At 68.7% G+C, this 26,377-nt stretch carries 23 protein-coding genes; 9 read left to right on the top strand and 14 right to left on the bottom strand.

Going from position 1 to position 26,377, the window contains the following annotated elements; genetic code table 11:
- Nucleotides 1-175: 175 nt before the first annotated feature.
- Nucleotides 176-631 (bottom strand): MarR family winged helix-turn-helix transcriptional regulator, encoded by a 456-nt coding sequence (locus OO71_RS34630; RefSeq protein WP_033294219.1) that lies wholly within the window; start codon nucleotides 629-631, stop codon nucleotides 176-178.
- Nucleotides 632-721: 90 nt separating this feature from the next.
- Between OO71_RS34630 and OO71_RS34625 the strand changes: the two genes are divergently transcribed.
- Both OO71_RS34625 and OO71_RS34620 read left to right on the top strand, forming a co-directional pair.
- On the top strand, nucleotides 722-1,576 hold the full coding sequence (locus tag OO71_RS34625) for an alpha/beta fold hydrolase (protein ID WP_033294218.1): 855 nt from the start codon (nucleotides 722-724) through the stop codon (nucleotides 1,574-1,576).
- Between the two features lie 49 nt (nucleotides 1,577-1,625).
- A complete protein-coding gene (locus OO71_RS34620; protein ID WP_033294289.1) occupies nucleotides 1,626-2,522 on the top strand; it encodes a ribonuclease Z in 897 nt (298 codons plus the stop codon).
- Nucleotides 2,523-2,525: 3 nt separating this feature from the next.
- Here the strand turns inward: OO71_RS34620 and OO71_RS34615 are convergent, their stop codons facing one another.
- A complete protein-coding gene (locus tag OO71_RS34615) occupies nucleotides 2,526-3,083 on the bottom strand; it encodes a hypothetical protein (RefSeq protein ID WP_033294217.1) in 558 nt (185 codons plus the stop codon).
- 143 nt (nucleotides 3,084-3,226) lie between these two features.
- Between OO71_RS34615 and OO71_RS47885 the strand changes: the two genes are divergently transcribed.
- Nucleotides 3,227-5,437, top strand: coding sequence for a choice-of-anchor P family protein (locus OO71_RS47885; RefSeq protein WP_156096705.1), 2,211 nt, complete (start codon nucleotides 3,227-3,229; stop codon nucleotides 5,435-5,437).
- A gap of 865 nt (nucleotides 5,438-6,302) precedes the next feature.
- On the opposite strand, the gene OO71_RS34605 is transcribed toward OO71_RS47885, so the two are convergent.
- Nucleotides 6,303-6,653, bottom strand: a complete 351-nt coding sequence (locus OO71_RS34605) for a YybH family protein (protein ID WP_033294287.1) — start codon at nucleotides 6,651-6,653, stop codon at nucleotides 6,303-6,305.
- Between the two features lie 118 nt (nucleotides 6,654-6,771).
- On the opposite strand from OO71_RS34605, the gene OO71_RS34600 reads away from it, so the two are divergent.
- Together OO71_RS34600 and OO71_RS34595 are read left to right on the top strand one after the other, a co-directional pair.
- The gene (locus OO71_RS34600; RefSeq protein ID WP_033294216.1) at nucleotides 6,772-10,119 is read left to right on the top strand and encodes a TM0106 family RecB-like putative nuclease; all 3,348 of its coding nucleotides are present in this window, start codon (nucleotides 6,772-6,774) and stop codon (nucleotides 10,117-10,119) included.
- 1,516 nt (nucleotides 10,120-11,635) lie between these two features.
- Entirely contained in the window at nucleotides 11,636-12,751 is a 1,116-nt protein-coding gene (locus tag OO71_RS34595; protein WP_033294215.1) for an FAD-dependent oxidoreductase, read from the top strand.
- A 42-nt stretch (nucleotides 12,752-12,793) separates the two neighbouring features.
- Here OO71_RS34595 and OO71_RS34590 read toward each other — a convergent pair whose 3' ends face one another.
- The 4 genes from OO71_RS34590 to OO71_RS34575 form a co-directional block, all read right to left on the bottom strand.
- Nucleotides 12,794-13,312 (bottom strand): lytic polysaccharide monooxygenase auxiliary activity family 9 protein, encoded by a 519-nt coding sequence (locus OO71_RS34590; RefSeq protein WP_033294214.1) that lies wholly within the window; start codon nucleotides 13,310-13,312, stop codon nucleotides 12,794-12,796.
- A 404-nt stretch (nucleotides 13,313-13,716) separates the two neighbouring features.
- Entirely contained in the window at nucleotides 13,717-14,310 is a 594-nt protein-coding gene (locus OO71_RS34585) for a TetR/AcrR family transcriptional regulator (protein WP_033294213.1), read from the bottom strand.
- Between the two features lie 4 nt (nucleotides 14,311-14,314).
- Nucleotides 14,315-15,172 carry an alpha/beta fold hydrolase gene (locus OO71_RS34580; RefSeq protein ID WP_033294286.1) on the bottom strand — a complete coding sequence of 286 codons (858 nt, stop codon included), beginning with the start codon at nucleotides 15,170-15,172 and terminating at the stop codon, nucleotides 14,315-14,317.
- A gap of 72 nt (nucleotides 15,173-15,244) precedes the next feature.
- Nucleotides 15,245-15,646: a Fur family transcriptional regulator gene (locus tag OO71_RS34575; protein WP_033294212.1), complete on the bottom strand. Its 402-nt coding sequence runs from the start codon at nucleotides 15,644-15,646 to the stop codon at nucleotides 15,245-15,247.
- Nucleotides 15,647-15,764: 118 nt separating this feature from the next.
- Between OO71_RS34575 and OO71_RS34570 the strand changes: the two genes are divergently transcribed.
- Both OO71_RS34570 and OO71_RS34565 read left to right on the top strand, forming a co-directional pair.
- On the top strand, nucleotides 15,765-16,184 hold the full coding sequence (locus OO71_RS34570; protein ID WP_033294211.1) for a Fur family transcriptional regulator: 420 nt from the start codon (nucleotides 15,765-15,767) through the stop codon (nucleotides 16,182-16,184).
- Nucleotides 16,185-16,226: 42 nt separating this feature from the next.
- On the top strand, nucleotides 16,227-17,168 hold the full coding sequence (locus OO71_RS34565) for a GlxA family transcriptional regulator (protein WP_033294210.1): 942 nt from the start codon (nucleotides 16,227-16,229) through the stop codon (nucleotides 17,166-17,168).
- 61 nt (nucleotides 17,169-17,229) lie between these two features.
- Here the strand turns inward: OO71_RS34565 and argG are convergent, their stop codons facing one another.
- From argG to OO71_RS34530, 7 genes are all read right to left on the bottom strand, one after another.
- Nucleotides 17,230-18,678 (bottom strand): argininosuccinate synthase, encoded by a 1,449-nt coding sequence (gene argG, locus OO71_RS34560; RefSeq protein WP_033294209.1) that lies wholly within the window; start codon nucleotides 18,676-18,678, stop codon nucleotides 17,230-17,232.
- 72 nt (nucleotides 18,679-18,750) lie between these two features.
- Nucleotides 18,751-20,088 carry a hypothetical protein gene (locus OO71_RS34555; RefSeq protein ID WP_033294208.1) on the bottom strand — a complete coding sequence of 446 codons (1,338 nt, stop codon included), beginning with the start codon at nucleotides 20,086-20,088 and terminating at the stop codon, nucleotides 18,751-18,753.
- A 62-nt stretch (nucleotides 20,089-20,150) separates the two neighbouring features.
- Nucleotides 20,151-20,822: an adenylyltransferase/cytidyltransferase family protein gene (locus tag OO71_RS34550; RefSeq protein ID WP_162186156.1), complete on the bottom strand. Its 672-nt coding sequence runs from the start codon at nucleotides 20,820-20,822 to the stop codon at nucleotides 20,151-20,153.
- Nucleotides 20,823-20,877: 55 nt separating this feature from the next.
- Complete coding sequence (locus OO71_RS34545) at nucleotides 20,878-21,999, bottom strand: muconate/chloromuconate family cycloisomerase (protein WP_033294206.1); 1,122 nt, start codon at nucleotides 21,997-21,999, stop codon at nucleotides 20,878-20,880.
- 57 nt (nucleotides 22,000-22,056) lie between these two features.
- The gene (gene catA / locus OO71_RS34540; protein WP_033294205.1) at nucleotides 22,057-22,908 is read right to left on the bottom strand and encodes a catechol 1,2-dioxygenase; all 852 of its coding nucleotides are present in this window, start codon (nucleotides 22,906-22,908) and stop codon (nucleotides 22,057-22,059) included.
- A 1-nt stretch (nucleotide 22,909) separates the two neighbouring features.
- Nucleotides 22,910-24,472: a 4-hydroxyphenylacetate 3-hydroxylase family protein gene (locus OO71_RS34535; protein ID WP_033294204.1), complete on the bottom strand. Its 1,563-nt coding sequence runs from the start codon at nucleotides 24,470-24,472 to the stop codon at nucleotides 22,910-22,912.
- A 30-nt stretch (nucleotides 24,473-24,502) separates the two neighbouring features.
- Complete coding sequence (locus OO71_RS34530) at nucleotides 24,503-25,066, bottom strand: flavin reductase family protein (protein WP_033294203.1); 564 nt, start codon at nucleotides 25,064-25,066, stop codon at nucleotides 24,503-24,505.
- A 135-nt stretch (nucleotides 25,067-25,201) separates the two neighbouring features.
- Between OO71_RS34530 and OO71_RS34525 the strand changes: the two genes are divergently transcribed.
- Both OO71_RS34525 and OO71_RS50540 read left to right on the top strand, forming a co-directional pair.
- Nucleotides 25,202-26,020 (top strand): IclR family transcriptional regulator domain-containing protein, encoded by an 819-nt coding sequence (locus OO71_RS34525; protein WP_033294202.1) that lies wholly within the window; start codon nucleotides 25,202-25,204, stop codon nucleotides 26,018-26,020.
- A gap of 50 nt (nucleotides 26,021-26,070) precedes the next feature.
- On the top strand, nucleotides 26,071-26,250 hold the full coding sequence (locus OO71_RS50540; RefSeq protein WP_156096704.1) for a hypothetical protein: 180 nt from the start codon (nucleotides 26,071-26,073) through the stop codon (nucleotides 26,248-26,250).
- Nucleotides 26,251-26,377: the final 127 nt, after the last annotated feature.

Here is a 26,377-nt window from a genome sequence, read left to right as displayed (position 1 = left end):
AACCAGCACGAGAGCGCAACCAGACGCGATCGGTGGCGAGAGCTGTTACGCCACAAGAGAAACAAGACATCGTCCACAATGGACGACACGGGTGCGGGGGCAAGATCCATACCTCGAATCTACCCGCGGACTTCGAACATCTGCACGGTATCGATCGAGTGAAGCAAGGATGGGATCAGCCCTGTAGGTCCTCGGCGCTGAACGACTGATGCTCAGCAAGCTGGGCCAGGCAGGTTTCCAGGATTTCGAGCTGCTCGGGTCCGATTCGGACCTCCCATCGGCGGCGCACGTCGTCAAAAAGCGCGCCGCCGACCCTCATCAGCTCGTGGCCGCGTGGGGTGACTCGCACCCGTTTGCGGCGGGCATCGCCGGGGTCGGGCTCCCGGTTGACGTAGCCGAATTCCTCCAGTGCGGCAATGGTTTGCGCGGCCGCCTGCTTGGTGACCGACAGCCGCCTGCCGAGTTCGGAGGCGGTGTCCGCGCCCGCGTCCACTGCGCGCAAGGCGAACTCGTGCACTGGGCGGACGCCGTGGTGGCCGCGTTTGGTGAGCTCAGCGGTCACCTCGTCGACCATGGTGTGAAACCCGCCGAGCAGCAGACGTGCGAGCTCGGCGCCGCTGGACTCCGCCATGTGCCGATCATACGAGACGAGATAGACAATCAGCTTGTCTACTGGCTACAGTTAGACAAGCCGCTTGTCTAACTGTTCGGAGGTAATGTCATGAACCGGGTCGACCACCACCGGGTCCGCCTCAACGGCACCGAGCTGCACTACGTCGCCGCCGGGACCAGCGGGTCTCCCGTGCTGCTGGTGCACGGCTTCCCGGAGACCTGGTGGGTGTTCCGCAAGCTGATTCCGCTGCTGAGCGAACACCATCGGGTGTTCGCGGTCGACCTGCGCGGATTCGGCGATTCCGCCACCGCCGCCCCGGAACACGACAGCGCGACCGCGGCCGGAGACCTCGGCGAGCTGATCACCCGGCTGGACGTCGGACCTGTTCACCTCGCCGGCCAGGACATCAGTGGCGCCACGACTTTCCGGGTCGCCGCCACCCGCTCGGAACTCGTCCGCAGCTACACCGGGATCGAGACCGGGCTGCCGGGATTCGGCGCCGAGGCGCTCGCCGACGTCACCAACGGCGGCGCATGGCACATCGGCGTCCTCGCCGCCCCCGGAATCCCGGAAATGCTCCTGGCCGGACGCGAACGCGCATTCCTCACCGACTACGCGATCCCGTCCCTCGCCGGGAGCTCCGACGCATTCGCCGACGCCGACATCGACGAACTCGTCCGTACCTACTCGCGGCCCGATGCGTTCCGCGGCGCCACCGGGTTGTACCGCTCCCTGCTTTCCGAGGGCGACGAGCTCCGGAAGCTCGCGGAGCGGAAGCTGGACCTGCCCGTACTGGCCGTCGGCGGCTTCTCCGCCGACTTCACCCCAGCGACACTACGGCAGGTCGCCACTGACGTGACCGCGGTGCACATCGACGGGATCGGCCACTACGTGGCGATGGAAGCCCCCGACCGGTTAGCTGCCGCGCTCCGCACTTTCTATACCGGCGTCGACGCCGGCTGACGCTATTTTCGGTAGCGCACAAGGCACCGCAGGCCTGAAGATGATCGGCATGTCCCGACGCGAGCTGGTGGTGCTCGGCTCGGCCAGCCAGACGCCGACCCGGCACCGCAACCACAACGGCTACCTCCTGCGCTTCGACGCCGACGGCGTGCTCTTCGACCCGGGCGAAGGCACACAGCGGCAGATGATCCACGCGGGCGCGTCGGCGGGCGAACTCACCCATTTGTGTGTCACGCACTTTCATGGTGACCACAGCCTCGGTCTCGCCGGGGTGATCCAGCGGCTGTCGCTCGATGGCGTCACCCATCCTGTGCGCTGCCATTATCCGGCGTCCGGTCAGGAGTATTTCGACCGGCTGCGGCACTCGACGTCCTTCCACGAGCGCGCCGAGCTGGTCGAACTGCCGGTGTCGGCGGCGGGTCCGCTCGGAGGTGCGCTGTCGGCGTTCCCGCTCGACCATCGCATCGACTGTTTCGGGTACCGCTATGCCGAGCCCGACGGCGTGCGGATGCTTCCGGACGCGCTCGAAGCGGCCGGTATCCGCGGTCCGGACGTGCGGAAACTGCAGGCCGACGGTGTGCTGGGCACCGTCCGGCTGGCCGACGTGAGCGTGCCGCGGCGGGGTCAGGTGGTCGCGTTCGTGATGGACACGCGGTTGTGCGCGGGTGCCTTCGCCTGTGCGCGTGAGGCGGATCTGGTGGTCGCCGAATCGACATTTCGCGCGGAAGACGCCGATCTCGCGTTCCGCTACGGGCATCTGACCAGCGCCGACGCCGGTCGCCTCGCCGCCGAATCGGGTGCGCGCGAACTGTTGCTGACGCACTTCTCGCAACGCTACCCCTTCGAGGAAGCCGACCGTTTCCGCGACGAGGCGGCGAAGGTGTTCGACGGCGAGATCCATGTGGCACGTGACCTGGATGTGGTGCCGTTGCCGTCTCGCCGGTGAACTTCAGGCGGTCTGGACCAAGTCGAGCAGGGTCTGCGCGGACTGCTCGACGGTGGTTTCGGAGAGGGTGCGCGGCTCGTCGTCCGGAGCGCGGTACTGCAGCGTGAGCACCACGTTTGCCTTGCGGGTGACGAGGATGACCAGGATGTCGTGCGCGGAAATCCGGGCCTCGTCGCCGAGTCCGGGCAGCGGCGTGTCCGCGCCCAGCGAGCTGCCGCCGCCCTGCTGTCTGGTGACCTGTGCGGCCGCGCTCTCGTGGGCTTCCTGGGTGCGGCCCTTGCCGTAGAGCTGGTATTTTGCTTGCAGGGGAGGGAATCCGTGGTCCTGCCGGCCCCATTCGCAGAGGCTGCCGTGGACGGTGGCGCCCGTGGCGGACGGGGCGGTGAACGGCGTCGGAGCGGAGGACCGGGCAGGTGGCAGACCGGGTAGCGCGGGACAGGAACCGGGCAGGGCAACGGCTTCCGGCTCGTCGTCGCCCCACAATCGGTACCCGGCAGCACAAGCTGCGCCGAGCAACACGACTGCAGCGAGCACGGCGAGCCCGAGGCGGGTGCGCGCCATCGATTCCTCCCGGCAGGTGCTGGCCCGATCATGCTACTCCGTTCGGGGGCGTTCGCCGGACCGGACGTATCCGGTGGCGGACGGGCCGCTCCTGCGTTGGTGGTGCGGAGGCCTCCGCACCACGTCCTGAGGGGGCACATGCAATGAGATGGGGGAATCATCGCCGCAGGCTGCTGGCCCTGCTGGCGGTACCTGCGATGCTGGCGGGGTTGCTGCCTGGTGCGGCCGCGGCTACGGCGGACCCGAGTGCCGGTGCGGCGCTGGGTGGCGCGACCGTGGCCACGCTGGCCGATCGGGAGTACCACAATTGCCTGGACAGTGACTACAATGGGCACGTATACCTGAACCCGTGCGGCAAGGACAACTATTTCCAGCAATGGCAAGCGGTTGCGCGCACGTTGGTGAACGTCCACACGGGACTGTGCTTGGACAGCAACGACAAGGGTGACATCTACACGCGAATCTGCGACGGGAGCCCGTACCAGAACTGGGGCGGCGGCGGCCTCGACGTGATCGGGAACGTGCAGACCAAGATGGTCGTCACGGCAATGGATCCGCATAGCGTACGCACCGGCGCGTACCTTGATTTCGACGCGCAGCATTGGGATCAGCAGCTGCAGGACGGCGTATGCGATCCGGAGCCGTTGTCGATGGTGATCGACCAGGTGCTGCCGGACACGTGGAAGCCGATCGGTCCCACGCAGCAGAGCACCGAGGGGATCGCCGGGAAGTGGGAATGGTCGGTGACCCAGGGAAACGGTACCCACGTGACGGCGCAGACGAGTTCGACGCTGGGTGCGGAGTTCACGGTGGAGGGGTTCAAGGCGTCCGCGTCCGAGACGATGACCAAGGGTGTCACCGCGGATATGACGTACAGCGTCACGACGCCGTTTCACGCCAATGTGCCCAAGGGTGAGGTGATGTACGCGAATTACGGCGCGCATCATCACAACGTGATCTTCCACTGGCATCGTTTGGCGAAGGACTGTACTGACCTGAATAGTGGCCAGTATTCGCTGGAAGTTCCTTTTGCGCAAGGGTTTTACTGGAACTGCGACACCCGGCTGGACGCGAACTGCGAGCAGGCGATCCGCGCAGCGAACAGCAGCGTCACCGCGCGGGTGCTCGCCGAGGACTTCTATCCGTTCTACGCGTTGCTCAAGCCGGGTACGGGGCCGACTCCGCCGGATCCGCCGGTGAAGAAGGAGACGAGTGTCGCGTACACTGGTCCGAGGACGGCGGCGTATCACGATTCTGTTGTGGTGTCAGCGAAAGTCGGCAGCGGTGGCAAACCGGTCGGGGATGGTCTGGTCACGTTCGATCTCGGCCGGAGCAGCTGTGTGTCGGGCGTCGGACCGGATGGCGGTGCATCGTGCCGGCTCACGATCACGGATTCGCCGGGCGCGACGCAGGTGCAGGTCCGCTACGGCGGTGCGGGCGATTTCCTGCCGAGTTCGACGAGCGCGGCGTTCACGATCACGCGGGAAGCGACGAAACTCGCGTACACCGGTACCTCGCACATTGCCAATGGTGAACCGGCGCAGCTGTCGGCTGTGCTGACCGAGAACGGGCAGACCAGTGGCCCGATCGCGGACCGGGTGGTGCATCTTGCTCTCGGGGAAGGCGGTACGCGGCAGGCGTGCGACGCGAAAACCGACGCTTCCGGGGCGGCGAAGTGCACGATTCCGTCGGCAGACCAGCCGTTGAACGACACGGCGACGGTTCCGGTGACGGCCACATTCGACGGTGACGCGTTCTACCTGCCGTCGGCGGACCGTGCGCAGGCCCGGTTGCAGTACTACACCGGACAGGCGAGCGGACTGGCGGCGAAGGTGAACCTGCCGTTGCTGCCGATCGAGCTGGAGCCGTCGCCGGACACCGGCCCGATCCGCACCGCGACCGCCACCCGGACGGATACGCCGTGTACCGCTTCGACCGGGCTGTTGGTACTGCATGCCGACGCGCTTTGCCCGTCGGTGAGCACGAAGCTGAACCCGGGCGAGATGACGTCGACCGTGCGGGTCGGGGACGTCCACATCGGCCTGCCGGGCGTGCCGGTGATCGATGTTTCGGCGCTGACCGCGACGTCGACCAGCAGCTGCACGTCGGCGAGCGCGTCCGCGACGATGAAGCTGACCGTCGCGGGCACTCCGATCGAGGTCCCTACCGCGCCGAACAGCGTCATCCCGCTGCCGGGCGGGGGCCGGATCGTGGTGAACGAACAGACACCTGTGTCCGGCGCCGATTTCGGGGTGACGGAACGGGCCCTGCATGTCGTGGTGCCGGGGTTGACGGGGAATCTGGTGGACGTCACGGTGGGGGCGGTTGGCAGCGCTTCGCATAACTGCAGGTGATCCATCGGTCTCCCGGGCGGGGCGGTGTACCTGCCCGGGGGATCGGTGGGGTGGCTTGTGGTTTGGGTGGTGGGGGTCGGTGGGGCTGTCGTGATGGGCCGCGAGGTCGGTGGGTTGGTCTGACGAGCTGGTGCCGTCGCCCCGGGGCTGGTGTGGTTGGCCGGGAGGCCGGTGGGCTGGTCTGGTCTGGTTGCCCGGGGGTCGGTGGGGTGGCTTGCGGCGGGGTCGGCGGGGCTGGGGTGGTTGGCCGGTGGGCTGGGCTGGTTGCCCCGGGGGGTCGGTGGGGTGGCGTGATAGGCCGGGAAGCCGGTGGGTTGGCGCGAGGCTGGTGTGGTCGCTTAAGGGGTCGGTGGGCTTGCCCTGGGGGTGTGGTTGCCCGGGGGATCGGTGGCCTGGCGTGAGGGGGCAGGAGGTCGGTGGGTTGGCCTGTGGGGCTGGTGCCGTCGTTCCGGGGCTTGGTGGGTTTGCTCTGTAAGCCTGGCGTGGTGGGCTGAGGGATCGGCGGATTGGCGTGCGGGGCTGGTGCCGTTGCCCGTGGGAGTGGTGGGTCGGCGCGGGGGGCTCGTGTCGTCGTCCCGGGGTTTGGTGGGTTGCCTTGCCGACCTGGCGTGGTCGCATGGGGGATCTGTGGGTGGCTACGGATCCGGTGTGGCTGGACGGAGATTGGTGGGTTGGCACGGTCGGCTAAGGGACCAGCGGGTGGGTCTCCGGGGTTGGTGCGATCGGCTGGGAGATTGTTGCGCGCAGTGGGCGGTCGTCGGTGTGCCGAGTAGCCTCGTTCGGCCACGACGGCCCGGTCGGGGAGTGTCTGTCGTGCGGCTGGTGCTGAGGCTCCAGCGGTCCATCCCGCTCCCTGGGGGCCGACTCAGCCGAGCAGGCTGGGCTGATCTATCACCCACAACCACGTCCCGTCCGGTTGTTGGCGTGCTACTTCCGCTGTCACCGTCCCGTCGGTCAGTCGGGTCGACATCAAAGCCAGGTTGCCGTTGCGGATCGTCGGCAGTTGGTGGCCTCGGGTGAAGACTGGGTGGTCGGCGACCAACTGCCGGTAGGTCTCCCGGATTTCGGCGGTGCCGGTGGCCAGCCCGCCGTTCGGCAGGGCCAGGACTGCGTCCGGTTCGTACAGTGCTGCCAGCCCGTCGGCGTCGCCTGCGTTGAGGCGTTCCACGATGAGTCTGCTCAACTCCTCCGGTTCGGCGGCGTGCTGGGTGGCCATCGGATTCCCTCCGTTCTTCGCTCCCCGCAGCATCGCACCCACCACCGACAGTTTCCGGGCGGCGTGTCGGACGTGGTGTTGCCGGGAGGTGGGCCTGGGCGTGACAGACTGCCGGGCGATGTACACGCCGTCCGATCTTGCCGACCTGCTCGAATGCGAGCACCGGAGCGTCCTGAAGCAAGCGTTGGCGGCGGGTGTGCCCGGCGCGCCGCGGCCCGGGTCCGGGCCGGACAAGCTGGCCGTGAAGCACGGGCGCGCGCATGAGGTTGCCACGCTCGGACGGTTGCGCAGTGAGCGCCGCCACGTCGTGCAGATCGACGAGCATGACCCGGTCGCTGCTGCGAAGGCCACCGAGGAGGCGCTGCGTGCGGGCGCCCCGGTGGTGTACCAGGCGGTGTTCCACGACGGCGACTTCTCCGGCCGCGCCGACTTCCTTCTTCGCGACGACGGCCGCTACGAGGTGTACGACACCAAGCTCGCCCGGCATGCCAAGCCGTCGGCGGTTGTGCAGCTCACCGCGTACGCCGACGCTCTCCGTCGCGCCGGCTGGCCGAGCGGGCCGGAGATGCACCTGCTGCTCGGCGACGGCAGCACGCACAGCCTCCGCGTGGACGATTTCCTGCCCCTCGTGGACCGGCTTCGCGACCGGCTGCTGGACCGTCCGCCGCAGCTGCCCGACCGGCTGTGGGCCGACGAGCGTCCGGCGTGCACCGGGTGCGCGTTCGCCGACCACTGCTCGTCCGCGCGTGAGGACGACCGGGACCTGTCACTGGTTGCCGGGATGCGCAGCGAGCAGCGGCGCAAGCTGTCGGTCGCCGGGCTCGGCACGATCGACGCGCTCGCCGCCGCCGAACCGCATGACCGGCCTCGCGACATGTCGGAAGGCACGTTCGCCTCCTTGCGCGCGCAGGCGGCGATCCAGGTACGCCAGGACGAAACCGGAGAGCTCGCTTACGAGATCATCGATCCGGACGCCCTCGCCGAGCTACCCGAAGCCGACCCGGGGGACGTCTTCTTCGACATGGAGGGCGATCCGTACGCGCTCGCCGGAACCGGCCTGGAGTACCTTTTCGGCGCGGTGACACCGGATTCTCAGTTCACTCCTTTCTGGGCGCACTCGCGTGCGCAGGAAAAGCTGGCGTTCGAAGAGTTCATCGACTTCGCGACCGCACGGCTCGCGGAACATCCGGGCGCGCACGTGTATCACTACGCGCCGTACGAGGTCACCGCGATCAAGCGGCTCGCCGCGGTGCACGGTACGCGCGAGGAAGCCGTGGACGACCTGGTGCGCAGCGGCGCGATGGTTGACCTGTATGCGGTGGTACGAAAGGCATTACGGGTAGGCCAGAGGTCATATTCGATCAAGTATCTGGAACCACTGTACATGCCGGAGGCCCGCGACGGCGAGGTGAAAACGGCGGCTTCGAGCATCGAGGCGTACGAGGATTACTTGACGCTTTCGTCGGCAGGCGACTCCGATCGCGCGGACGAGGTGCTGCAAGGGATTGCGGACTACAATGAGTACGACTGCGTATCCACTTTGCGGCTGCACGAATTCCTCCACCGCGTGCGCACCGATGCCGGGATCGCCCTCGCGGAGCCGGCGCCGGAGTCCGAAGTGGACGCTTTGTTGCGGCGCACCGAGGAGGAGGAAGCCGCGCTGCGGCGGGCCGAGCGGGCCGAGGCGATGGCGGCGCTCGTCGACCCGCTGCTCGACGGCCTGCCCGACGATCCGGCCGACTTCACCTCCGACGACCACGCTCGCGCGCTGCTTGCCGCGTCCGTCGGGTATCACCGCCGGGAGACGAATCCGGCGTGGTGGGAGTTCTTCCGGCAGCTGGCCGCCCCGCTCGGCGACCTCGAGGTCGATACGACGTGTGCGGTACCGGTTTCGGTGAAGGCGGGCGAATGGGTGCCGCCGTCGGGACGGTTGCGCACGGCCAAGCGCACGCTCGTCGTCGCGTGTGATCCGGACCGGCCGCATCCGTTCGCGTCGGGCGACAATGTGCGATTGCGTTACGGCGCAGAGGCTCGTGACGCGAAAGTGGTGTCCACGACGGCCGTCGAGGTAACGTTGGAGGAAAGCAGCGCTCCGGACCGGACGTCGGACGACCGTCCGGCCGCTGTCCTGCCCGGCAGCCCCGTGCGCCCGTCGCCGAAAGACGAAGCGGTCGCCGATCTTGCCCGTCTGGTGGGGGAAACGCTGCCCGCGCTGCCGTCCCACCCGGGGGTCGACCTGCTGCGTCGTTCTCCCCGGCTGCGCGCCGGGTTGCCTGCGGCGGGCGAGGATCTGGTCGCGACGGTCATCTCCGCCGTCGACGATCTGGACGGCTCGGTGCTGGCCGTGCAAGGCCCGCCGGGCGCCGGAAAGACTTACCTGGCCGGGAAATTGATCGCGCATCTGGTGCGGTCGGGCCGGACGGTCGGGGTGACGTCGAACAGTCACAAGGCGGTCGAGAACGTGCTCGCGGCGGCCTTGGAGAATGCTCCGACGCTGGCTTGCGCCAAACGCGCGAAGCGTACGCCGGACCCGGAATTGCCTTGGGAGCAACCGAAAAGCAACACCGCTCTGGTACGATGGCGGGAAGAGAACAATGCGGGACATCTCGTCGGTGGCACAGCCTGGACCTTTGCGAATGCTGCGGTGCGCGAGGAACCCTTTGACGTCCTGGTGATCGACGAGGCCGGTCAGTTCGCTCTCGCGGACGCGCTGGCGGTGTCGATGTGCGCGAAAAACCTGGTATTGCTGGGAGATCCGCAGCAGTTGCCGCAGGTGGTGCAGGGCACGCATCCGGCGGGCGCGGAGGCGTCGGCGCTCGGGCACCTGATCGGCGCGGCCGACATCATCCCGCCGGACCTGGGGTACTTCCTCGACCTCACGCGGCGCATGCATCCGGCAGTGTGCGCCCCGGTCTCGCGGCTGTCGTATGCCGGACTTCTGCATTCCCACCCGAGCGCCGAACGGTCGGTCGAGGGCTTCCCGTCCGGGTTGTATGTGTCCGCTGTGGACCATCGCGGGAACACGACGCGGTCGGTCGAGGAAGCGGCGCAGGTGGTCGAGGTGATCAAGACGCTGCACGGGCGGACGTGGGAGGGGCGTCCCCTCACGGATGCCGACTTCCTGGTGGTGGCGCCGTACAACCTGCAGGCCCGGGTGGTGACGCGAGCGCTGTCCGACGCCGGTTTCGCGGACGTGCGCGTGGGCACGGTGGACCGGTTCCAGGGGCAGGAAGCGCCGGTGGTGATCACGACGATGACGTCGTCGTCGGCGACGGATCTGCCTCGCGGGCTGGATTTTCTGTTGTCCCGCAACCGGTTGAACGTGGCGTTGTCGAGGGCGCAGTCGGTGGCGGTGCTGGTGTGCTCGCCGAGGCTGCTGGAGGCGGACATCAGGACTGTCGAGCAGATGCGCCTGGTGTCGGGAATGCTGGGGCTGCTCGGAGATGCCCGCGAGTGGACGGGGTGACCGGTTTCGGCGTGGGCCGGTGGTGATTCCGCGGTCGGTTGTGCGGATTTGCCGGGGTGCCGCGCCCGGCCGGTCCGGTCGGGATCCGGGGGCCGGGCGTGACACATGTCCCCGTCCGCGCGGCCGTGGGGGAGGGTGGCGCTGCGGGCGGGATGGCAGGGGTGCACCCCGCGTCCGGCCGGGTGCGGGTCCGGTGGCCGGAGCGGGGGCACATGTCCCCGTCCGCGCGGGGCACTGGGGGAGGTTGCCGCTGCGGACGGGGTGGTTGGGGGCCGGTGCGGTGGTCGCCTCGCGGCGGGTGGCGCTACCAGGCTCCGGGCGGGCCGGTATTCCTGGAAGGCAGTGGGTGAGGCCCGGGGACATCACCGCACCGGCACTGTGTACAACGTGTGGGGGGCGGGAAAATTCCCGTGACCGGGGTGGTCGGTGTGGGGCGGAATGGTCCGGGGCTGCGGGGTTGGTCGGGGTGGGGCGGGGTGTTCCCGCGGCTGGGGGATGCTTGGTGTGGGGCGGGGTGTTCTCGTGCCTGGGGGCTGGTCGGTGTCGGACGGGATGTTCCCGTGGCCGGGGCTGATGGCCGGGGCCGGGATCGGCCTGTTGCGGGGGTCTGGTCGGTGGGTCGGGATGTTTCAGTGCTGTGGAGCTAGTGGGTGGTGGGCCGGGATCAGCCCGTGTTGTGGAGCTGGCGGGGTGGCGGGTCGGGATCAGTCCGTGCTGTGGAGCTAGTGGGTGGTGGGCCGGGATCAGCCCGTGCTGTGGGGCTAGTGGGGCGCGGGTCAGGACGATCCCGTCCGTGGGGTCCGTGGGAGGTGGGCCGGGATGACCCCGTTCCGTTGCGTGCAACCGGGATTTCCGCGCGGTGGGGCGGGAGTTGCGACCTGTCGGATAGCCCTCGGCAGGGACGCAGCGAGCCGCGCGGACTGTCTCCGTGGGCGCACGTACCTCACCCGGGACGCCTTTCCCCCAAGTAAATGCAAGAGGGGGTGTGCTCCCGCTCGCTTGCCTGGCCGGCTGGGGGTTGCCGGCCGGTGCGAGCAGGAGCACCGGATCCCGTACCGCACCTGAGGGGGGAGTCGTGGTGCGGGACGGGTGGTTTCGGTGCCGGTACGGGGGCCGCCTCGCGGCGGGGGGCGCTACCAGGCTCCGGACGGGGCCGGTGGTCCTGGAAGGCAGTGGGTGAGGCCCGGGGGCTCCTCCGTACCGACACCCTGTACAACGCACGAACCGCCGCGATGTTCCGCGTCCCCGCGGTGATCTGGATCGCGACCGTTCGAGTGAATCCCGGACCGGTCATGGCGGGCGGGTGAAAGGGTCGCTGGTGGGTGCCGAACGGTTGCCGGGCTGCTCGGCGTGGTCAATGTCGGACGAGAGGTCAGCCGAGAGGTCCGCGAGGAGGTCAGCCGAGCGGGTCGGCGAAGACGTGGGTGGCGCCGTGACACAACGGTGGCGAACTTGTTCGTAACGAACATGTTCGTTACACTCCTCCCGTACCCACCCGAGAAGAAGGAGAAAGATCATGAACATCACCATCGTCGGCGCCGGGCTTGGCGGGCTCAGCCTTGCTCGCGTCCTTCAGGTGAACGGGATCGAGGCCACTGTCCTCGATCTCGATGCCTCGCCCGCTGCTCGGGCGCAGGGCGGGATGCTCGACATCCACGAGGATTCCGGTCAGGTCGCGCTTACCGCCGCCGGGCTGTATTCCGAGTTTCGCGCCCTGGTCCATCCCGGCGGGCAGGAAGGCCGCGTCTACGGCCGGGACGCCGTTCTCCTCCATTCCGACGAGGACGACGGCGCCGGGGACCGGCCGGAGGTCGAGCGGGGGGACCTGCGCAACCTTCTGCTCGGTTCCCTTCCCGAAGGCACCATTCGCTGGGGTGCCAAGGTCACCGCCGTACACCCGCAGGCCGGGGGCAAGCACCGGGTCACGCTTGCCGATGGCACGTCCATTGCGACGGACCTGCTCGTCGGCGCGGATGGGGCCTGGTCGCGGGTCCGTGAGCTCGTCTCGGCCGAAAAACCGGCCTATACCGGGATTTCGTTCGTCGAGCTCGATCTCCTCGACCCGGAGAACCGGCATCCGGATGCGCTGGCGCTGCTCGGTGGCGGCATGGCGTTCGCGCTCGGGGAGGACAAGGGCTTTCTGACCCACCGCGAGTCGGACGGCAGCTTGCACCTCTACGTCGCCTTGCGGGTGCCCGAAACCTGGGTCGGCACGATCGACTTCACCGACCACAAGGCCGCGAAAGCCGCTGTGCTGAGCCATTTCGAGGGGTGGTCCGACCGGTTGCGCGCGCTGATCGAGGACGCCGACGGCGAGATGGTGCCGCGGCTGATCCATGCGCTGCCGGTCGGGCATTCGTGGCCGCGGGTGCCCGGGGTCACGCTCGTCGGCGACGCTGCGCATGTCATGTCGCCGTTTGCGGGGGAGGGGGCGAACCTGGCCATGATCGACGGGGCCGAGCTGGGTCTCGCGCTGGTGCGGAATCCGGGTGACGTCGAGAAGGCGCTGGCGGAGTACGAGGCGGCAATGTTCCCGCGCAGCGCCAAAGCTGCCGCCGATTCCGCGCTCAGCCTCGACACGTGCTTCAGCCCCGACGCGCCGCGGGGTCTTCTCGAGCTGTTCGGTGCGTGACGGGGGCCCGTCCCTCCACAGTGGACGGACGGGCCGCCCGGATCAGCTCACCTGCAGGTCGACGCAGGCGTAGAACGCGTTGCCGGTGTCCGCGATGTTCCATACCGCGAGCACTTTCTGGCGTCCGGTGTGGTTGCCGAGGTTGACGGAATGCTTGACGGTCTCCGGCGGGACCTGGTTGTTCCCGCTGAAGCTCGCGATGCGCGTGTTGCCGATGTAGTACTCGTAGCTGCTGGTGCGGTGGCGGACGGTGAACGTCCAAGTGAAGCTGGCGGTGCGGCCGGTCGACGTGGCCCGCCAGCCTTTGTTGTCGTTGTTCAGTTCGGCGAACCGGGCGACGCCGCCGTTGCAGCTGCGCAGCCCTTTCGGGCCTTCGACGCTTTGCGGTTCGTATTTGACGTCGCCGCACGGAACGGTTCTCTGCGCGCACTGCGATTGCCTGCTTGCCGGGGAATTGACGTAGCCGTGCGCGCTTGCCGTTCCGGCGGGCCCGACGAGCACGAGCACGGGGGCGAGTATCGCGCCGGAGAAGGCGGCGAGAAGCGTGCGATTGCGGGACATAGCTGGCTCCTTCGACAGCTGGGCCCGCTCCCGCGCCGGCGGGGCGAAGGCCGCACCGGGGTACGGCCGACCGGCCCGCGACGGGGAGGTACGCGGGCGGGGAGGGGGAGATTGTGGTCTAGACCATACTTCGATTTGTCCCTTTCGGTCAAGGGTTGACCACTCACCGTGACCTGTTTGGCGGATCTTGACTACGGGCGGACCGTAGGCTGACCGGGTAAGCCTTGAACCCTGCGAGGGCGGGCTCAGGCGCTTGACCGTGCGCGGCTGGGTGCTGGTCGGAACGCGGGGCTACGGGGGGTGGGTCAAGCGTCGGACCGGGCGCCCGCCGGAGACGCCGAGCGGCGAGGGGTGAACCAAAGCGCCCGACGGTGCCCGACCGGGTGCCCGCCGGAGACGCTGGGCTACGAAGGGCGGATCAAAGCGCCCAGCCATCCACCGAATACCTCGAGTACGTCGGCTCGGATGCGGTCCGGGTCGGGGGCGTTTGCGATCATCCGGGCGGCTTCCATGACCGCGCTCAGTACCAATTGCGCCAGGACGTCCACCGGGGTGTCCACCAGCAGGCCCGCGTCCCGGGCTTTCCGGAGGTTTTCCGCGACCAGGCCGAGGCCGTACTCGCCTTCCATTTCCCGCCAGGCGTCCCAGCCGAGGACTACCGGGGCGTCGGTCAGGGAAATGCGGCGGACGTCGTCGCGGAGGCAGGCGTCCAGGAACACTCCGAGCGCGGCCGAAAGACCGGTGAGCGGATCGGGGGCGGTGGTGATCACGCCGTCCACCTCGGTGGTCAGCTCACGTTCCACTTCTTCCACCACCGCGCGGAACAAAGCCTTTTTGTCGCCGAAATGGTGGTACAGCGCGCCCCTCGTGACGCCGGCGGTGCGGGTGATTTCTTCGGCCGGCACGTCGTGGTAGCCCCGCGCGCCGAAGAGGGCTCGCGCGGCTGTGATCAGTGCGGCTCGCGTCGAGTCGGAGCGTTCCTGCTGGGTACGTCGCACGCACCTAATCTGCCATGGCGGCGGCGAAGCGCGTGATGTGCCCGGCCAGCGCGGCCGGTTGATCCTCCGAGACGAAGGTGTACGAATCCGGGAACTCGACGACCTCCGCGTCGGGCAGCAAGGCCGCCAGGCGGTGCGCGAGGTCGATCGGGAACAGCTTGTCCTCCGCTGCCCAGACCAGCAGTACCGGACGCTTGAACTGTCGTAGCTTCTCCGCTGCGGCGAGGGTGTGCCGCGGGTGCACGGTACGCAGGAACTTCCGCAGATCCCGTTGTACGCCAGGGGATTTCCGCAGTTTTGCCAGGTACTCCTGTGCGATGTCGTCCGGCAGTGGACGCTTCACGACCCAGCCGAACAGCATCGGCAGCGGGTAAAGCGCCTTGATCCGCAGCAGCTGTCCGAGTACGGCCATCGACCCCGGTACGCGCGCGAGCTGCGGCAGCGGTTTGAAAATGGGTGGGAAGAAGTACTCGAAGCTGTCCGACGGCGTCAGTACCACGCGTCCGACGCGCTCCGGATACCGCGCGAGCAGCAGTTGCGTGATGGCGCCGCCGGTGTCGTTGGCGACGAGGATGACGTCCTCGAGGTCGAGTGCGGTGAGGAAGTCGCCGAGGAGGGTGGCGAGGCCGGGGGCGCTGAGGTCGGCGTCCGAGCGCATCGGGACCGAATGGCTGCCGAGCGGCAGATCCGGGGCGAGACAACGGAATCCGGCGTCGGCGACGGCCGGCACGACCTTCCGCCACAGGTGTGCGTTGGTGAGCACGCCGTGGACGAAGACGACCGGACGGCCGCGTCCGCGCTCGAAGTACCGGACCTCGCCTTGCGGGAGGTTGACGTGGTGGGCGGTGCCGAGTGGGTGCATGAGCCGAAGATACATACATGCAGTCTGTATGTAAATTACCTCTGAGGTAATGCCCTGGTGGAACGGGTCAAGCTAGGCCGGGGAGCACTGCGAGCACAGGCCTGCCACGGCCTCGTCGGGCGACGTCGGCGTGCCCGGGATCGCCTCCAGCCGTCCGCATTGGCGGCACAGCAGGTGGCGGTGGTCGAAACCGGCGAGTTCGTAGCGCTGGGCGACGCCGACGTGGTCGAAGCGGTGGACGAGACCGGCCGTGACGCCGGTGGTGAGCACGTCGTGGATCGCCCGCGTGGACGCCATCCGCAGCCGGGCGCGGACCGGCGGCAGGAGTTCGGCGACCGTGACGTGCGGATGGTCGGCCAGTACCTCCAGGACGACCTGCCGGGCGGTCGTCACACGCAGACCGGCACGGCGGAGCCGGGCTCCCGCGTCGAGCGGGGCGCCGGCGGGCGGGGGTGGTGCGGAGGTCGTGAGCACCTGTCCTTTGTAACCGGCACAGTTGATTCAGTCAAATGTAAGATCGGGTCAAGTCTGGGAGTGTGAGCCACTGCACGTCAGAATTGACTCGGTCAATTCTACGGGTACCCTCACGGCCATGGACGAGTTCGGGGCGCGCTTGCGTGACAAGGGGTTGCGCAACACGCCGCAGCGGCGTGCGGTGCTGGCCGCGGTCGCGCGCACCCCGCACGTCACGGCCGCGGAGATCGCGACGGCGCTCGACGCCGAGGGTGCGGTCGGGGCGTTGTCGCGGCAGGGGCTGTACAACGTCCTCGACGATCTCGTCGGCGCGCACCTGCTCCGCCCGCTCGAGCCGGCCGGTTCGCCCGCGCGGTTCGAGCTCGAAAAGCACGACAACCACCACCACCTGGTCTGCCGCGGCTGCGGGCGGATCCAGGACGTGCCGTGCGCGGTCGGCACGGCCCCGTGCCTCGAGACCGGCCCGGTGCCCGGATTCCGGGTGGACCAGGCGGAGGTCACGTGGTGGGGCATGTGCGAGGAGTGCGAACGCGGCTGACCAGTGCGTGGCCAGAACACCCGCCGACGTTAAGATTCCGCCATGCACACGGTGGCCGTTCTCGCGTTGCCCCAGGTCGTGCCGTTCGATCTGGCGACTCCGATCGAGGTCTTCAGCCGTACGCGGCTGCCTGACGGGAGCGCCGGGTACCGCGTGCAGATCTGTGGCCCGGCAAGGGAAATCGACGCTGGAGCGTTCATCTTGCAGCCGCCGTACGGGCTCGCGGCGCTGGCCGAAGCGGACACCGTGATCATCCCCGGCCGGGCGGTGGCCGACGACATCCCGGACGAGGTCCTCGACGCCCTCCGCGCCGCTGCGGCGAGGGGTGCGCGGCTGGCGTCGATCTGCTCCGGCGCGTTCGTGCTGGCCGCCACCGGGTTGCTCGACGGTCTTCGCGCGACCACGCATTGGGCAGCCGCTCCGCAGCTGGCCGCGCGGTATCCGCAGGTCGACGTCGATCCGGAGGTGCTTTACGTGGACAACGGCGCGCTTCTCACGTCCGCCGGGGCAGCCGCGGGTCTCGACCTTTGCCTGTACCTCATCCGCCGCGACTACGGTTCCGCCGTCGCCGCGGACGCCGCGCGGCTGTCGGTGATGCCGCTGGAACGGGAGGGCGGACAGGCGCAGTTCATCGTGCACGACCTGCCGCCGGTGCCGCGCGGGTCGCAGATGGAGCCGCTGCTGGAGTGGCTGGAGGAGAACTGCGTGAAGGAACTGACGCTGGACGACGTCGCCGCGTATGCCGGGATGAGCACCCGCACGCTCAACCGCCGCTTCCGCGAGCAGACCGGGACGACGCCGTTGCAATGGCTGCTGCGCGCCCGGATCCGGCGGGCGCAACATTTGCTGGAAGCCACGGACCATCCGGTGGACCGGATCGCGGGCGAGGTCGGGTTCGGGTCGCCGACGTCGTTCCGGGAGCGGTTCAAGCGCGTGGTCGGCACGAGTCCGCACGCCTACCGCGGCAGTTTTTCGCGCGCTTGAGGGCCGTGAAGGGAACCATCACGGAATTAGATTCCGTGATGGTTCCCTTCACGGACCCGCCTCAGTCGGTGCCGGACTCCATGGCGGCGCGGTCGAGGAGTTCGACGTCGTCGGTGGTGCCGCGGGACGCGATCGCCTGCGCGCCGCCCTCGGGCATTGCGCCGATCAGGCCGGTCGCGGCGGCTTGGGCGGCGCCGATCAGCTTCGGGTGCGACGTGCCGCCGACCATGCCGAGGCTCGCGTACTGCTCGAGCTTCGCGCGCGAGTCGGCGATGTCGAGGTTGCGCATGGTCAGCTGGCCGATCCGGTCGACCGGGCCGAACGCCGAGTCCTCGGTGCGTTCCATCGACAGCTTGTCCGGGTGGTAGCTGAACGCCGGGCCGGTCGTGTCGAGGATCGAGTAGTCCTCGCCCCGGCGCAGCCGCAGCGTGACCTCGCCGGTGATCGCGGTGCCGACCCAGCGCTGCAATGACTCGCGCAGCATCATCGCCTGCGGGTCGAGCCACCGGCCTTCGTACATGAGCCGGCCGAGGCGGCGGCCCTCGTTGTGGTAGCTGGCGAGGGTGTCCTCGTTGTGGATCGCGTTGACCAGCCGCTCGTACGCCGCGTGCAGCAGCGCCATGCCCGGCGCCTCGTAGATCCCGCGGCTCTTGGCCTCGATGATCCGGTTCTCGATCTGGTCGGACATGCCGAGGCCGTGCCGTCCGCCGATCGCGTTGGCCTCGAGGACCAGGTCGACCGCGGTGGCGAACTCCTTGCCGTTGATCGTGACCGGACGGCCCTGCTCGAAGCCGACGGTGACGTCCTCGGGCGCGATTTCGACCGCCGGGTCCCAGAATCGGACGCCCATGATCGGGTCGACGATCTCGATGCTCGTGTCGAGGTGCTCCAGCGACTTCGCCTCGTGCGTGGCGCCCCAGATGTTGGCGTCGGTGGAGTACGCCTTTTCGGTGCTGTCACGGTAGGGCAGGTCGTGCGCCTGCAGCCATTCGGACATTTCCTTGCGCCCGCCGAGCTCGCCGACGAACGCCGCGTCGAGCCACGGCTTGTAGACGCGCAGCGACGGGTTGGCCAGCAGGCCGTAGCGGTAGAACCGCTCGATGTCGTTGCCCTTGTACGTGGAGCCGTCGCCCCAGATCTGGACGTCGTCCTCGAGCATCGCGCGCACCAGCAGCGTGCCGGTGACCGCGCGGCCGAGCGGGGTGGTGTTGAAGTAGCTGCGGCCGCCGTTGCGGATGTGGAACGCACCGCAGGTCAGCGCGGCGAGCCCCTCCTCGACGAGTGCTTCCTTGCAGTCGACCAGCCGCGCGAGCTCCGCCCCGTAGGCGTGCGCGCGGCCGGGGACGGACGCGATGTCGGGTTCGTCGTACTGGCCGATGTCGGCGGTGTAGGTGCACGGAACCGCACCCTTGTCACGCATCCACGCGACCGCCACGGACGTGTCGAGGCCACCGGAGAACGCGATGCCGACCCGCTCGCCGACGGGAAGGGAAGTGAGCACCTTGGACATGGGCATAATTATGCACGAGGATGTATGAACGTGCATCCCCGGGGGTGGTGTGAGGTCGCTCTCGTGGGTGGGTCACTTCTGGACCACCCCGGTGAACGCGGCCCGGATGTCGTCGTCCGACGGGGCGACCCGGACGTCTCCCGGTGGGCCGAAGTCCCGGATATAACTCTCGTACTCCAGCACCTTCGGGCAGCTCGCCCCGCCGATCTCCACCTTCGTGTCCACCACCGCGGCACCGGTGCGGAGTTCGTACGCCTTCAGCGGGATCGCGATCTTGTGGAAGGTGACGTTGGTAGGAAACTCCGGGAAGGTCTTGTTCTCGTACGGGCACGTACGCACCGGCGTGCCGTCCTCCGCTGCGCCCAGGCATACCACCAGCACTGCCTGGGCCGCGTCCGGCGCGCGCCATTCCGGGGGGAACTTCGCGGTGTACTCGTCTTCGCCGTGGAACAGCGCGCGGTTCGTGCCGGGGCCGTACGGCGGGGCGGCGCTGTATTTCGCGGGTGTGGTGCAGTAGGTGCCTCGCTGGATCAGGTCGCGGACGGTCGCCAGTTCCTGGGCCTGGGTTGCGCGCGTGATGCCGTCTTTTGCTTTGGGCGTAAGGGGATTGGCGGGGTAACGGTCGACCAGTCGTTGGTACCACGTGCGCGCGCCGGGCCAGTCCTGGTCGGACAGGTGACGGTCGCCGCAAGCCAGGTAGGCGGGTGGGCCGATGCGGTCGATCGTGGGGCGGGCCGGGAGCGGGCTGGTCGGGAGCAGGTCGGTGATGGACGCGGTGGTGCAGGCGTTCTTGGTGGGCAAGCGGCGGAGGAATGCGTCCAAAGTGGTGGTGGCCATGGTTTCGTGACCGGGGAGGTCGTGGAGGACTGACCGCAGCTGCGCGAAAGCCGCCGGTACCGCGGGCTGGCCGTCCAGTGCGGCGGTGAGCTCGGCGGCCGCGGTTTCCAGGCGGCGACAGGCTTCGACGGTCGGCCTCTCGCTGGCGACCAACGGCGCGTTCGCGGTGCGGTCTCCGAGCCAGAATCGGTCGACGGCTCGGGTTGCTGCCGGGCAGTCGCCGGCGCGCCGGGCCTCGGCGATGGCGTTGTCGATTCGGGCTGCATCGAACCGCAGGACGCCGACGGCGGCGAAGACGAGCACGGTTACCACGAGCGCGATGATGCGGTGGGTGCGATTGGCGACCCGGTCGCGGGCGGCGAACCAGCCGTGCATCACGACCACTGCCCACCAGCCCAGCACCACGAGCTCGAACCAGCGATACGGCGCGACCGTCGTCAGCACTACCACCAATGCCACGGTGACCACCAGGTTCACCGCGGCGAGCACCCGGCGTCCGATCAGGAAGTAGCCGACGCCGAGGAGTGACGCGTTGCCGATGGCGGCGGCGAGCGGATCGGCCGGGTTGCGCATGAGGGGTCCCTTCGCGAGGTCGGCGGACAGTGTCCGCGCTCTCGCCAGGGAGGGGTCCCGGATCAGACGAAGTCCAGCTCCACCGGGCCCTCCGGCAGATCCCGGACTCGCAGCCGGTCGGTCATTTCGGCGACCGTCCGGCGACCGGCCGCCAGCACCGGGTAACGGCCTGGCGGCGGGAGCAAAGCCGGACCGGAGTCGACGACGCCGGCGGACGCGAACCCGTGTACCCGATGCGGCCGGCCCAGCACGGCAGCGGCGCCGCGCAGGTCACCGGCGGCGACCAGCTCCCGTACCCGCGTTGACGAGCAACCCGGCAGCAACGGCACCCCGTGCGCGCGAAAACCGTGTCGTGGACCCAGTTTTCGCAACAGCTCGACGTCGCCCGCGCCGCGGTGGCCGAAGCGGAAGTTCCCGCCTACCACCACTTCCGTCGCGCGCAGGCCGCGGACCAGGACGTCCTGGACGAAGTCGACGGCCGGGGTCCGGGCCAGCTCCGGGCAGAACGGCAGCACCAGCACGGCATCCGCGCCGTGGTCGCGCGCGAGTTCGGCGCGCTGGTCGAGGGTCGCGACCGGCGTGGTGTCGCGCGGGCGGCCGGCGATCGTGGCCGGATGCGGGTCGAAGGTGGTGAGCACGACCGGCAGGTCGCGTTCCCGGCCGAGCGCGACGGCGTGCCGCAACACGCGCAGGTGCCCGCGGTGGAGGCCGTCGAATACGCCCAGGGTAACCACGGATCGACCCCAGTGCCACGGGATTTCGCCGGTACCACGCCAATATCGCGGCATGTCAGTCCCTCCGGAACGCACGCAGCTGCGCCGGATCCAGCTCGACGCCGAGCCCGGGCCCGGACGGTACGTGCAGGTGGCCGTCGGCGTAATGCAGTGGCTCGACGAGCATTTCCTCGGCCATCAGCAACGGCCCGAAAAGCTCACTGCCCCAGGTGACCCCCGGCGCCGCGCACGCGAACTGCAGTGACGCGGCGGTGCCGATCGGCGACTCGATCGACGTCGCCCCATGTGACGGAATCCCTGCGGCAGCACCGATTGCGGCGATCTCCATACTCGCCTGGAGACCGCCGCACTTCGTGGTCTTCACCGCGAAAACGTCGGCTGCGCGCCGCGAAGCCAGCCGCAACGCGTCGGCGGGAGTGCGCAGGGATTCGTCGGCCATCACCGGGATCGGCAGCCGTGCGTTGAGCTCGGCCAGCGTCTCGACGTCGTCGCCCGGCACCGGCTGCTCGACCAGCTCGACCCCGGCGTCGGCGAGTTTCGGCAGGTGGGTGAGCGCGGTCAGCCGGTCCCAGCGCGCGTTCAGATCGACGCGCACCCCAGCCACTCCGGACAGCTTCTCGGCGATCGCGCATACCCGTGCGACATCGGCGGATGGATCGTGTGCACCCATCTTCAGCTTGAACGAATGGTGCAGCCCGGCGTCGAGCTTGCCGAGCGCTTCCTCGACGACGACCGGCGCGGGTTCGGTGCCGAGCGCCCAGGTGACCGGCACCGATGTCCGCGCGAGCCCGCCCAGCAGCGTGTGTACGGGCACGCCGAGCGCGCGGGCCCACGCGTCGTGCAGGGCGACCTCCACGGCCGCCTTGGCGAACAGGTTCGCCGCCACGACGTCGTCGATGTCCCGCCGGATCGCGTGCAGGTCGTCGACCCGGCGGCCGAGCAGAATCGGGGCCACGTAACGGTCGATGATCACCTGCATGGTCTCGACCGACTCGCCGCCCCACCACGGTCCGGCCGGTACCACGCCCTCGCCGGTCCCGGTGACCCCGCCCGCGGTGCGGACGAAGACGTACAGCACCGGCTGTGCGGCCATGGCTGCACGCGCGAACCGGTGCGGACGGCGCAGCGGGATGTCCGCCACGACCGTCTCGACCCGGTCGATCCGCAGGTCGTTCACGGTGGTCCTTTCTGAGTGGCCACAGGGGCCCCGGCGCGGCGGCCGGGGCCCTTCGGGTCAGGCGGATTCGAGGACGAAGTCGTATTTCGCGGCGTAGCTGCCGTCGTCCTGACGGTCGGGGGTGAGGACGAGCTCGTCCTTGGTCGCCGAGGCGACGTCGGAGTCGAGCCATTCCCCGCCCGCGAAGTACAGCTGCGTGGTGACCTGGCGATGTCCGCCTGCCCGCACCATCAGGTGCAGATGCGCAGGCCGCCACGGGTGCCAGCCGGCGGCGGTGATCATCTTGCCGGTGGGCCCGTCGGTCGGGATCTGGTACGGCGCCGGCTTGATCGTGGTGATCGCGAAACGGCCCTCGTCGCCGGACACGATCACGCCGCGCAGGTTGCCCTCGGGCAGGTGCGGCGCGAATCCCGAGTAGTAGCCGTCGGCGTCGGCTTGCCAGAAGTCGATCTCCGCGCCGGGCAAGGGATTCCCGTCGAGATCGCGGACCTGGCCGGAGAACACCAGCCGGTCGCCCTTCTCGTCGGCGCGCATCGGCAACGTCGCCACGGCGGGCAGCCGCTGCTGGTCCGGCAGGTAGTACGGACCCTCGATGGTGCCGAGCGTGCCGTGCTGTGCCTTCGCCGCGACGGCCTCGACCTCGTGCTCCACGAACACGTCGAGGAACAGCGGCCACTCGCCGGACTCGCCGACCTCCATCAGCCAGCGCTTGACGGCCTGGAACTCCGGGTAGGTCAGCTCCTCCTCGCGGATCACCTCGTGGACGGCTTCGAGCGTGCGCCGGATGAGCCGGTCGGCGCGTTCCTGGCCGGTGCTCGCGGCGCCGCGGCGGGCAGTGCTGGCGCGGAAAGCGGCGGACGCGTTCGCGCCCGAACCCGCGGCGGTGGGGGACGGTTGCGTGGCGGTCATGTCAGCTCCGGTTCTTGAAGAAGGAGACGTCGTCGTTGCCGATCAGGTCGGGCACGGTCCAGCCGTCGAGGTCGTATTCGGAAAGGCACTGTTCGGCGAGCCCCTTCATGGCTTCCGTGGTGCCCTGCGCTTCGGCGGCGAACAGCAATTCGGCCTTCACGTTTTCGTGGTTGCCCGAGTAATTGCGCTCGTACAGTTCGTGCCGTCCGCCGAATTCGGACCCGACGGCGTCCCACAGCGCCTTCATCACCTTCACCCGGTCGACGGCCTCGTACCCGTTCGAGCCGCGGACGTACTTGTCCAGATACGGGCGCACTTCCGGGGTCTTGAAGTCGATCGAATGCGAGTTCAGGTAGATCAGCCCACTGGCCACATCGGACTCGATGATTTCCTTGATCCGCGGGTACGCCTGGATCATCAGCATCCGGTAGGTGAGGCCGTAGTCCAGTTTCGGCAGCAGCGCGCCGCCTTCCCATTCGTCGGGGTTACGCGCCATTGCGTCGGCGAGCGCGTAGAACGTGTTGCGCCAGCCGACCACTTCGCCGACGCGCGTCTGCACCCCGCGGAAGTCCTTGCTGCCGGTGATTTCCAGCGCCTTCAGCAACAATCCGGCAATGAAGTCGATCTTCGTCGCGAGCCGGATGCAGCCGTGGAAGGTGAACCGCGGAATGAAGCCGGACACCGGGAAGAAGCCGTTGATCTTTTCGATGTCGCCGTAGAGGAACACGTTCTCCCACGGCACGAGGACCTTGTCGAAAACAAAAATGGTGTCGTTCTCGTCCATTCGCGACGAAAGCGGGTAGTCGAACGGGCTGCCCATCACGGCGGCCTGCTGCGTGTATGAAGTACGGCAGATCAGCTTCACGCCCGGCGCGTCCATCGGGACCGTGCAGATGAGCGCGAATTCCTTCTTCTTGATCGGCAACCCGTAGTGCGCGATGAAGTTGTAGTTCGTGATCGCCGACCCGGTGGCCACGACCTTTGCGCCGGACACGATCAATCCCGCGTCGGTTTCCTTCTCCACCTTCATGAACACGTCGCCGACCTCGTCCGGCGGCAGGTTGCGGTCCACCGGCGGGTTGATGATCGCGTGGTTCCAGTACAGGACCTTTTCCTGCGATTCGCGGTACCAGCGGCGGGCGTTGTTCTCGAAAGGCGCGTAGAAATCGGCATTCGCGCCGAGGGTGCCGAGGAAGCTGGCCTTGTAGTCCGGGCTGCGGCCCATCCAGCCGTACGTCATCCGCGACCAGGTTTCGATCGCGCGGCGGTCGGCGAGCAGGTCGTCGACCGTGTGCGGGCTGCGGAAGAACGGGTGCGTGACGCCGCCGTTGCCGGTGTCAGTGGGCACGGTGAGCGCGTCGCGGGTGGCCGGGTCGTGCAGGGCGTCGTACAGCCGCGCGGTCATCCGCACCGGGTTGCGGAACGCCGGATGCGTGGTGACGTCCTTGACCCGCTCGCCGTACACCCACACCTCCCGGCCGTCCTGGATCGAGGAGATGTACTCGTCGCCGGTCATCGGCGCGGTCGCGGTGGCCGCTTCGGTGCGCTCTTGCTGGATGGTCATCGGAAATCCTTCGTGCTTGAGGGAAAACGGTCAGGCCGCGGGACGGCGCAGGGGGGTGAACACGGTGGAGGCGTCGAACCAGCCCGCCTCCGGGCAGTCGAGGGAGCCGCCCCAGTGGATACCGGTTTCGCGCGGCCCGATCTCGCGGAACGCGCCGGCGTAGAAGAGCAGTGGCGCTTCGTCGGTGACGTCGACGTGCTCGACCTCGCCGACGACGATCAGGTGGTCGCCGCCGTCGTAGGTCCGCCACGGACGGCAGGAGTACACCGCGGCCGAGCCGACGAGGACCGGCGCGGTGGGGCCCTCCGCCCAGACCGGGCCGGGATCGGCCGGCCGGCCGGCGAAGTGCCACGCGGTGTCGAGCTGACCCGCACTCAGCACGTTGACCGCGAACGGCTGCCCGTCGAGGTACGCGCACGCCTTCGACTTGCGGGTGAGCGTGACCTGGCACAGCGCCGGGTCGAGCGAGACGGCCGTGAACGCGTTGACCGTCGCGCCGTGCGGGGTGTCGTCGTGGTTTCTGCAGGTCACCACGGTGACGCCGGTGGCGAACCGGCCGAATGCGTCCCGGAGTTCCCTGGCCGGAACCGTCATCTCGCACCTCCTCGTGCGGGTGGCGTACGCTATGCGTACAACTTGCACGCTTAGCGTTCATTGGTGACGAGGGTGCCTCACGCCCGGCCGTGGGTCAAGTCCCGCTCGCGGGTGAACTCGCGGGTGAATGGGAGAATGACGTCCGTGACTGCGGCGGGGAACGAACGGGATTACGTGCAGAGCCTGGAGCGCGGGTTCGCCGTGCTGCTCGCGTTCGACGAGGAGCGCACCAATCCCACGCTCGCGGAACTCGCCACGGCCACCGGTTTGTCGCGGCCCGCCGTGCGCCGCCTGCTGCTCACGCTGCAGCGGATGGGGTACGTCGCGAACGAGGGCACGCGCTGGTCGCTCACCCCGCGGGTGCTCACCATCGGCCAGCACTACACGGCGACGAAGGCGATGATCGAACTCGCGCAACCGCATTTGCTGCGGCTTGCCGAGCAGACGGGCGAGTCGGCGTCACTGGCCGAACTGGACGGGCACGACGTGGTGTACGTGGCGCGCGTGCCGGTGCGCCGGATCATGAGCATCAACGTCGCGGTGGGTACCCGGGTGTCCGCACACGCGACGTCGATGGGGCGCGTGCTGCTGGCGTGGGCCGGGCCGGAGCGGGTCTCGCGGTTCCTGGAGGAAGGGCCGCTGCGGCCGCACACCGCACGCACGGTCACGGATCCGGTCGAGCTGCGCGAGGCGCTGGCGGTCGTGCGCGAGCAGGGTTGGTCCATGGTGGACGGTGAACTGGAGGAAGGCCTGCTGTCGGTCGCGGCCCCGGTACGCGATCGGTCGGGTGCGGTAGTGGCGGCGCTGGCGTCGTCGACGTCGGCCGGGCGGCTGGCACCGGAACGCCTGCGGACGGAGACGGTACCGCTGGTACTGGAAACGGCAGCGGCGATTTCGGGGGAGCTGGGGTACCGGGATGCTTCACCGCGCGCTGTTCGGGACGGGTTTTTCTGATCTCTGACCAGGGGTGCCGCCGTTTGGCCCGCGGGTGGGAGGATGGCGCCATGGCGACGATTCGGCGGCGGGCTCGGGTAGCCGGGCAGGAGTACCTGCGTGATCAGGCCCTTGCTCTCACGTCCCGGATGAGCAGTGCGGAAGCCTGGCGGCTGGTGGAGGGGTCGCTGTCTGGGGTGGAGCCGGGACCTTCTCGCGATGAGGTTCTCGATGCGACTCGCGATGCCTGACCACAGCTCGGTTGATCATGGTCGGGGCTTAGAGGTCCTAACAGATTGAGTATTTCTTGAGTCTGCGCCAGCAGATGATGCTGCAGGCGATGCTGAGGAAGGCTTCGTGGATGTCATCGCGGATCTC

This window comes from Amycolatopsis jejuensis, assembly GCF_000717335.1.
GTDB classification, from domain to species: domain Bacteria; phylum Actinomycetota; class Actinomycetes; order Mycobacteriales; family Pseudonocardiaceae; genus Amycolatopsis; species Amycolatopsis jejuensis.
This window is presented reverse-complemented; position numbering and strand designations above follow the sequence as displayed.